4 protein-coding genes and 1 pseudogene are annotated in these 6,408 nt (G+C 43.5%); 2 read left to right on the top strand and 3 right to left on the bottom strand.

From position 1 onward, the window contains the following. Nucleotides 1-181: pseudogene (locus RI557_RS11175) on the top strand (nucleotidyl transferase AbiEii/AbiGii toxin family protein); the annotation flags it as partial. 335 nt (nucleotides 182-516) lie between these two features. Here the strand turns inward: RI557_RS11175 and RI557_RS11170 are convergent. The 3 genes from RI557_RS11170 to RI557_RS11160 all read right to left on the bottom strand — a co-directional run bounded on the left by RI557_RS11170 (nucleotide 517) and on the right by RI557_RS11160 (nucleotide 5,493). After that, nucleotides 517-1,386, bottom strand: coding sequence for a hypothetical protein (locus RI557_RS11170; protein ID WP_310683820.1), 870 nt, complete (start codon nucleotides 1,384-1,386; stop codon nucleotides 517-519). A 23-nt stretch (nucleotides 1,387-1,409) separates the two neighbouring features. After that, the gene (locus RI557_RS11165) at nucleotides 1,410-1,886 is read right to left on the bottom strand and encodes a hypothetical protein (protein ID WP_310683818.1); all 477 of its coding nucleotides are present in this window, start codon (nucleotides 1,884-1,886) and stop codon (nucleotides 1,410-1,412) included. 139 nt (nucleotides 1,887-2,025) lie between these two features. Beyond that, nucleotides 2,026-5,493, bottom strand: coding sequence for a hypothetical protein (locus RI557_RS11160; protein ID WP_310683817.1), 3,468 nt, complete (start codon nucleotides 5,491-5,493; stop codon nucleotides 2,026-2,028). 245 nt (nucleotides 5,494-5,738) lie between these two features. Here RI557_RS11160 and RI557_RS11155 point away from each other — a divergent pair, with 245 nt between their 5' ends. Next, nucleotides 5,739-5,873, top strand: coding sequence for a hypothetical protein (locus tag RI557_RS11155; protein WP_310668730.1), 135 nt, complete (start codon nucleotides 5,739-5,741; stop codon nucleotides 5,871-5,873). The last annotated feature ends 535 nt before the right edge of the window (nucleotides 5,874-6,408 follow it).

Genomic DNA, 6,408 nt, shown 5'->3' with positions numbered 1-6,408 from the left:
GTACATGAATTTTGTTGTAGATAAAAAACCTACACAGAAACAGTTTTTAAGAAATATAGAAGACAAAGAAAAAGACAGAAGTTTCTTAACCGATACTGAAGGTCTCTTAAGATCAGAAGTGAAATACGAACAAGAAGAAGCATTTGAATGGATAAAGGATAAAATAATTAGTAAGCTATGATAATAATGCTGTAGAAGTAATAAATCACTAAATCTTTCTACCTCTTAAACAAACCACGAGCTTTTACAAACAGTAAAAAACAACCGAACCCAAATTAACATCAATCAACACCAAACTCCAATCGTTGGCCCCGACTCATCAGTCAGCGATACTCCTCGTAACGTGAGGAACGGGATTGCGATTTAGATAATGTGCTATTATACGGAACGGATAAAAATCGCCTCTGATGAGACTTGACTTTATCCCTTTCTGTCAGGAAAAAGGGATCATAAGACTCAAAAAAAGCCCCAACAGCAAATGCCATTGGAGCTTTTTAAATTTTATGGGATTCCTAATTAAAAGTGAAACATCACTTTTAGTGCTCCCTGCATGTTGTCAGTATCCATGTCGAACTCGCGTTCTCCACCGAGTTCTGTTTCTACCTCTTCAACACCCGTAAAGCTCGCTCTCTCGATGCGTGATACGCCATCAGCTTGTGAGCGATACATTGGGCCCCAGCCGAATTCACCACCAATTGAAAGCTTTGGTGCTACGAAGTACTCAACTCCAACAAAAGCTCTCGCTCCTACCATCCAGGTAGTTCCTGCCTCTGAGAGGATAGGACGTTGAGAACCCTGTGTTGATGTACCTGCATCAAAATCATCGGTGTAAAAAACAGATGGATTTGATTCTGTAAGAGCGTTTCCGTATTCGTACTCTGTGCTCTGAGTAGAGAGGCCTAACTGGAGCTCAGCTCCGTAGTAACCCTGAATACGCGAGTTTCCTTTACGTTTTTCGATACCACCACTCAGTAAATAGATTCCTGTGTTCTGACTACGGGTATCTTTTACCATATCCTGCGGAGAGACTGCTCCCATATCCTGAACAAAGTTGTCGGTTTTGGTAGAGTTTACACCAACACGCAACGCACCGCGAATAACAAAGTCTTCTTCCATGAAGTACTTTCCAAAAATAGTTTGGTTGTTATTCAGGAATCCAAAGGCTGTCGTGTTTCCTGAAGTTCCGTTCATCGTATTTCCCAAAAAGTTGAGAAAAGGAACAGCATTTACACCGAGTGCCCAATCGCCCTGTTCAGGAAGGATAGAGACTCCTTTTTTGCTTTTGAGTTGCATATCATTTTGCTGATCTGCACTCTCGTCATTCTGAGCCATTGCACCTGATAGCACAAATGTCCCGGCTATTATTAATGAAGCTATCTTTTTCATATCAATTTTGCTTTTTAAGGTTCTTATTGGTAAACGATGTCGTAAATCTTCGTCTGCTGATGAGTAACTGTGATTGAGTCTGTCATCATAGAGAAATTAACGCTCTGTGTGTTGTTGTTAGAGTCGAGAACAACATCTCTTTTGAACTCATCACCGTAAATTTCAACAGCAACCGTTTTTGAGCCTGCTTTTACGTTGAGCTCGTAGTTTCCATCAGCATCGGTTGTTGCTTTGTAAACTTTTGATGGGTAGTTAAAATTTGGATCAACATTCGTTGTGAGATCTGCAGTGCTGATACGTGCATAAATGTTGACTCCCTCTACGTTTTCAAGGTTCGTCACAAAATTTGTGTCATTGCGCAGGTCGAGTTGAGCCTGTACGTTACCTGTGATCGTTGCAGAAGAAGTAACGTTTACTTCTTTTGGATCATCTTTTTCACAGCTGGCAAAAATCATAGCTGCTCCGGCAAGGGCCAGAATTGAAATTTTCAGTCTTTTCATAATTTATTAATTTTTAGGTTAAACTGAGGTAAAAGTAATACTTTAAGGGGATGCAGAATAACAACACAACCCTTTTTAGCTTAACTTTTTACAAACACGGTTACGTGGAAAGATTTTCTTTTTTTTGATGCAACCATCCCTAAAAATAGGCCCTAACTTGCATGTTTCCAGTGTGTATGGTCTTTACATCGGTCGATTTGCGACCGGCATAAGTGAGGTTGACCTGGAGATTTTCGCCTATACTCCGCTGGAAGGTCACTTCCCACGTTCCATTGACTCCGGAGTTGAGCCCCTGGAGCATTTCATAAGCAACCGGGCTATTCGTGGGCCCGTCAAAATCGATTTCGATGTAGCTGGCTTTCATGATCACGCTACCCTTGCCTACCTGATTCCACCTAAGCTCGCTGTTGACGCTTTGCGTGGTAGCCGTTTCACCATCTATCTCGGGTAATGTGTTGTTTTGCTCATCGTACTCAACGCTCAACTTCACCTGAACTTTAGCGCTGGGTTGATACGTTACAACTGGCTCTGCGCGGTAGTACTCGATGTTGTAATTGCGGTTTTGAAAAAACTCTGATGAAGTACTTTTTGTCCCCAACCTGCCAATCAGGTTTATTTGCCAACTATCGATAAAGTTCAGGCGCAAATCGGTAAGGTGGTAACGGTCAGATCGCGATTCAAAGCCGTTGCTCAACAGGTTTTTATTCACCAAATCCTGGTACGTCCACTCCATTCCGTAATTCTCATTTGATCTGTTGAAAAACAACGTGTTCCTGAATGAGTTGGTCATTGAAATCAGCGCGCTGTCGCTCGTGGCTCTGTAAAAGGGATTGAATCGATCAAAACCTTCATCTCGGAGCGTTTTCCGGCTGATGCGGTAAGATGACTGATTGGAGAACTTCGCCAGGAATTCCTTCAACCCGTCTTCGTTGCGCCAGGCTCTGACCGGCATTAAATTCAACTGTTGGTTGAACTGGTTGGAGTACGTTCTCACAAAGTCATTTGTGGTGACAGAAATACGCATAAAATTGGCCTGATCCTGAAATTGAGCAATTTCAAACTCGTCCTGTTCCTGCACGTCATTCCCGTTGTAATCGGTCCAGGTGTATGTTCCCTGTCCCGGAGCTACCTCAACGTAAACGTATTCTTTCTCCTCTTCCAGTCCACCACCTATCTCGTAAAAACTGGTACTTGAGATTGCTCCCTCCAGGGCTCTGAACGTGTATTCCAGCCTGCTTATTAAATTCTGTTCAGGTTCATTATCGTAAATAGAAGTGTCCTGAACTTCGAGTGTGCGGTAAGTGGCCTTTCCTTTGAGCGTACTGTTTGGATTTTTGTTGAGGGCAAACTGGAAAGCATACATATTCCCGAGTGTAGCCGTTTGCAAATTGCCGTTTTTCACGCCTCTGTCTGTTCGGTTAGTGTAACCCAGTTTGTAAAAATTATCGGCCGAGTCTGCCTTTTGGACAAACGCCTCCCACTCCCACCAGCCGTATGCTGTGTTGTTGAGCGAATCGGTTTGTGGTGTGTAACGCAGGTTGTTTTCCAAATCATCGCGGTAGCCGATTTCCAAAAAGCTAATTTCCTTTGTGGCAAGCGTTTTATGACGGTAATATTCTGATTTTGACAACTCGCCCGATGTTGTGGTTTGGCTGGCGTCAAAATCCACGTCAAATCCGTTCCGTTCTACATTTACTTTTCCCGAATGGCGGAGCGCTTCGTATTCAGATCCTCCCATGAAACTCTTGAAAGCGTAATCCATGCTCCCCAGGCTATCCTTGAAAAGTCCAAAATTGAAAGTTGGTAAAAACTGCGTTTTGGTCAGATCCAAATCCCGGATATTCCAATCGCGGTCAAATTCAATTGATCGGAATCGCTGGATGGGCTCAAACGTATCGTTGACGTACTCTATATCGCCACCTACGGAGAGCGTGAGCGGTTTTGGGCTCTGACCGAGAGGTTGATTGGTCGAAATTCCGGCTCTAACAGCCTGACCGTAATCATCGCCCGAGTCTTCATCGCTAAACGTGTTGAGATCAGTTTTGGAAAGGGCTACCTCAAAAAACGAAGACGTTCGTTCGCTCACATCATAGGTTCCGCCAAAGGTGAACATCTGGCGCTGCTTGGGTGTAACGAGCAAAATCACAGGCTCGTACCGCCCCTGAGGTTGCCCATTCACAGGCGCAATGTATTCGTAAACGCGGCCATTGGCCCCGGATTGTACTTCAATGTAATTCCCGTTGCCGGGCCCTACATCGCTGAATTGCACGCGGTAAATGGCGCTGTCAGGATTGGTGCTGTAAACGTAAATGGAATCGACTCCATTGTTCTCTACCGAATCGGGAATGCGCTTGTAGAGGACTTCGCCCTGTTGATAGCCAACTGCATTGGCTGATGGTGCAAACGCGTTTTCAATGTCATCGCCCACATTTTCCAAAATATTTCGCTGGTTGTCGTTGATATCCTGCTGAAACGGCTGATTCTTGCTGTCCTGCTCGCTATAAGCATTGAAGTTAAGTTTGAGCTTGCCCAAATCGAGGTTGTCGTGAAACTCGAGCAATGAACGCGCGTAAGCCTGGCTGCTGTACTGAAACTCCACGATAATACGCTCGTCCTTCGTAATCGGCTGGAGAGCTGTAAACGTAATCTCAGCTTTGTTGTAATCAATCACGTAATCGTAATCCTCACCGCGCTTGAGCAACTTTCCATCGATGTACACTTTTTCCGTTCCACTTAGAATGATGATGAATTGCTCATTGTCTGATCCCGAAAGTCGATAAGGCCCCTGATTCCCCTCAACACCCTGAATGATGTTGCGGGCAAACTTACCGCGCGACAGGGCAGCACTGGCACCCACTTCATTTTTGTAGTCTTTATCACGGTCAGAGCCGAACGAAAACTCGGTCTCGAATGCTCCGCCTCGTAGTCGTTTTTGGTAATCGAGAAAATAACTGTTGGGATCTTCGATCATGTAATCTCCGGCCGTGAGCTGGCTGTTGTCGCCATAAACCTGGATGTACACCTGGTCGAAATCCTGGAGTTGCTGGGTGTTCCCCTCGGGCTGAACGGGAATGTTCTCGTCAGAGATTGCTGCGCGAACGCCCACGTCATCAGTGATTTTTCCATTCAACTGCAAGTTTAGGTTAGAATTCACGCCCAGGTTCTGATTGTTACCAAAATTGAGTCCGCGCGAAATACTCCCCGATTTATTGAGTCTGCTCAACGTGAGTCCTTCTCCGGGATCGGGCGCTTTGACGTAAGAAAACGGATTTTGTTTTCCCGTGTAATCGGGCCGGAAAGTATTGGGGTTTTTGTTTTGGTAGGTTCTGAACATCTCGGTGGGAAAAATGCGGTACGTGATTTCGATGGAATCGGTTGTGGCGTTTTGGGGAACGAGCTTGCTTTCGCCCGCCAAAAGTTCAAACTGGATATTCGGTTTTGTCACTACCGAGTTGGGAATCACCGGCAACGAATCGATTTGAATGGTATCAGTAACCGGGCGCTTTACCGTGCGAATATTGGAGAGCTGGCCGCTCACCAACAAAGGGAAGCCACTGACAATGAGCGCTGTAAAAAGTAAACGAAGAATTTCCCTTTTCATATCCATCGCACCGTTTAGGCGAGTGTTGCAAATGAACGCATATTGAGGGAATTAAGTATGTTATTGGGGAAGGTGATTGGGATGTGGTTTTTAGTGTAGCAGATATTGTGGTTACTTATTATTTATCAACAAAAAAAGCCGCCACAAGGACGACTTCTTCTATTAAACCCACTAACCATCTAAAAAAATCTATAGTTTCAAATTTAAAAAATAGAATTGTAAAAACAAATGGGTGTATCAAAAAAGCATTTATGAAATTAAACCTAACAGGTTTTGGGAACCTGTCAGGTTTGCCGTGTTTACCTCCCGGCAAGAGTACTGTTCTTCCCGTGGGTCGAACGATTCAAAAGTACAAATTTGGGCACAAAAAAGAAGCCAACGAATAAAATCGTTGGCTTCAACCACTAACCACTTACTTATGAAAAAAACTAATTTTTCAATGGCACTAAATTACAAAATCTTCATCAAAAACAAAAGCTTCAAATATTTACACATTCGTTTTCCATAGATATTTCCTTACAGGAGTTTTTTGTCATATGGATTGACTACTACAAAAGCAAAAAATCAGGCACAAAAAAAGGAGCCATCTACCGACAGCTCCTTATTTTTAAACCTAATATATACACTATGAAAAATCAATAATTTTTCATCAAATCAAATATAAAAAAATTTAGCTGACAAAAAAAGCCGCCCCAATGGACGGCTTCATTTTAATTCTACTAATCACCTAAAAAACTATCTATTAGTTCAAAAATAAAAAAGAGAGTTGAAAAACAAAAACCTGACAGGTTTTGGGAAGCTGCCAGGTTTGCCGTGTTTACCTCCCGGTGAGAGTTTTGGTCGTCCCGTAGGTTGACCGGCATAAAATTATTATTTTTATCCAACCGGGGCCGGATAATAGCGGTTCACTGGGCTTTGACC

The organism is Salibacter sp. (assembly GCF_031581065.1).
Lineage (GTDB): Bacteria > Bacteroidota > Bacteroidia > Flavobacteriales_G > Salibacteraceae > Salibacter.
The sequence above is the reverse complement of the archived record's forward strand: the minus strand, read 5'-3'. Positions and strand labels throughout refer to the sequence as shown.